2 protein-coding genes are annotated in these 2,575 nt (G+C 63.5%); both read left to right on the top strand.

Features of this window, described 5'->3' with window-relative positions:
• A partial coding sequence (gene napA, locus AACR77_RS15125) for a nitrate reductase catalytic subunit NapA (protein ID WP_081999474.1) occupies positions 1-2,473 on the top strand: 2,473 nt, incomplete at its 5' end.
• Positions 2,474-2,489: 16 nt separating this feature from the next.
• On the top strand, positions 2,490-2,575 hold an 86-nt coding region (locus AACR77_RS15120; protein WP_042882574.1), incomplete at its 3' end, for a twin-arginine translocation signal domain-containing protein.

Genomic DNA, 2,575 nt, shown 5'->3' with positions numbered 1-2,575 from the left:
CGACTTTATGAAGGCCAATGCGGTGGCGGCAGCCGCTGCCGTGGCCGGTGTCAGTGCCCCCACTCTGGCGGCGAACCTGATCACCAGTACCGACAAGACCGCCATCACCTGGGACAAGGCGCCGTGCCGCTTCTGCGGGACCGGCTGCTCCGTGCTGGTGGGCTCCCAGGCTGGCCGCGTCGTGGCGACCCAGGGGGATCCCGATGCACCGGTCAACCGCGGCCTGAACTGCATCAAGGGCTACTTCCTCTCCAAGATCATGTACGGGGAGGATCGCCTGACCCAGCCCATGCTGCGCATGACCAACGGCAAGTTCGACAAGAACGGCAACTTCGCCCCCATCAGCTGGGATCAGGCCTTCGACATCATGGCCGAGAAGTTCAAGGCGACCCTGAAAGAGAAGGGCCCGACCGCCGTCGGCATGTTCGGCTCCGGCCAGTGGACCGTCTGGGAAGGCTATGCCGCCGCCAAGCTGATGAAGGCAGGCCTGCGCTCCAACAACCTGGATCCCAATGCCCGTCACTGCATGGCCTCCGCGGTAGTGGGCTTCATGCGTACCTTCGGCATGGATGAACCCATGGGCTGCTACGACGATATCGAGCAGGCCGACGCCTTCGTGCTGTGGGGCTCCAACATGGCCGAGATGCACCCCATCCTCTGGTCGCGCATCTCCGATCGCCGTCTGTCCCACCAGGATGTGCAGGTGCACGTGCTCTCCACCTTCGAGCACCGCAGCTTCGAGCTGGCGGACAACGGGCTGGTGTTCACCCCCCAGACCGATCTGGCGATCCTCAACTACATCGCCAACTACATCATCCAGAACGACAAGGTGAACTGGGAGTTCGTCAACAAGCACACCCAGTTCCGCAAAGGGGTGACCGACATCGGCTACGGCCTGCGTCCCACCAACCCGCTGCAGCAAAAGGCCAAGAACCCGGACAGCGGCGACTCCACCCCCATGAGCTTCGAGGACTTCGCCAAGTTCGTGGCGGATTACGATCTGGAGTCCGTCTCCAAGCTCTCCGGCGTGCCCAAGGACAAGCTCGAGAAGCTGGCCCAGATCTATGCGGATCCTGACAAGAAGGTGGTCTCCTACTGGACCATGGGCTTCAACCAGCACACCCGGGGCGTCTGGGCCAACAACCTCTGCTACAACATCCACCTGCTGACCGGCAAGATCTCCCAGCCGGGCTCCGGCCCCTTCTCCCTGACCGGCCAGCCCTCCGCCTGTGGTACCGCCCGTGAAGTGGGTACCTTCGCCCATCGTCTGCCGGCGGACATGGTGGTCACGGATCCCAAACACCGCGCCATCGCCGAGAAGATCTGGAAGCTGCCGGAAGGCACCATCCCGGAGCAGGTGGGCTACCACGCCGTGCTGCAAAACCGCATGCTGAAAGACGGCAAGCTCAACGCCTACTGGGTGATGTGCAACAACAACATGCAGGCCGGCCCGAACATGAACGAAGAGGCGCTGCCCGGTTATCGCAACCCGGCCAACTTCATCGTGGTGTCCGACCCTTATCCTACCGTAACCGCCCAGGCGGCCGACCTCATCCTGCCCACCGCCATGTGGGTGGAGAAAGAGGGGGCCTACGGCAACGCCGAACGTCGCACCCAGTTCTGGCACCAGCAGGTGAAGGCACCGGAAGGCGCCAAGTCCGACCTGTGGCAGCTGATGGAGTTCTCCAAGCGCTTCACCGTGGAAGAGGTGTGGCCGGCTGAGTTGATTGCCAAGATGCCGGAAGTGAAGGGCAAGACCCTGTTCGATGTGCTCTATGCCAACGGCCAGGTGAATCAGTTCCCGAAAGAGCAGAGCAAGGGGGCCCTGAACGATGAGGCCGAGCACTTTGGTTTCTACGTCCAGAAGGGGCTCTTTGAGGAGTACGCCTCCTTCGGTCGCGGCCATGGCCACGACCTGGCGCCGTTCGATCAGTATCACGAAGCCCGTGGCCTGCGCTGGCCTGTGGTGGACGGCAAGGAGACCCTGTGGCGCTATCGCGAAGGGTTCGACCCTTATGTGAAAGCGGGGGAGGGGGTGCGCTTCTACGGCAAGCCCGACGGCAAGGCGGTGATCTTCGCGCTGCCCTATGAGCCGGCTGCCGAAGCTCCGGACAAAGAGTACGACATGTGGCTCTCCACCGGTCGCGTGCTGGAGCACTGGCACACCGGCACCATGACCCGTCGCGTGCCCGAGCTCTATCGCGCCTTCCCGGATGCGGTGCTCTTCATGCACCCGGAAGATGCCAAGGCTCGCGGTGTGCGCCGTGGGGAAGAGGTGATCGTCTCCTCCCGCCGGGGCGAGGTGAAGACCCGGGTCGAGACCCGCGGCCGCAACCGTCCGCCCAAGGGACTGGTGTTCATGCCCTTCTTCGATGCGAGCCAGCTGGTCAACAAGCTGACCCTGGACGCCACCGATCCGCTCTCCAAGGAGACGGATTACAAGAAGTGCGCCGTCAAGGTCATGAAGGCCTGAGGCGGGGGAGCGCGAGATGAGTCGTAGTCGGCGCCAGTTTCTGGCCGACCTCGCCAAGGGGGCCTGCGGTGTGGGCCTGCTTGGTGTGGGGCTTGGCGGCGT

Origin of the sequence: Aeromonas sp. ZOR0002 (assembly GCF_963866995.1) — a bacterium.
GTDB classification, from domain to species: Bacteria; Pseudomonadota; Gammaproteobacteria; order Enterobacterales; family Aeromonadaceae; genus Aeromonas; species Aeromonas caviae.
Note: the sequence above shows the minus strand (reverse complement) of the source record. Positions and strands in the feature narration are given on the sequence as shown.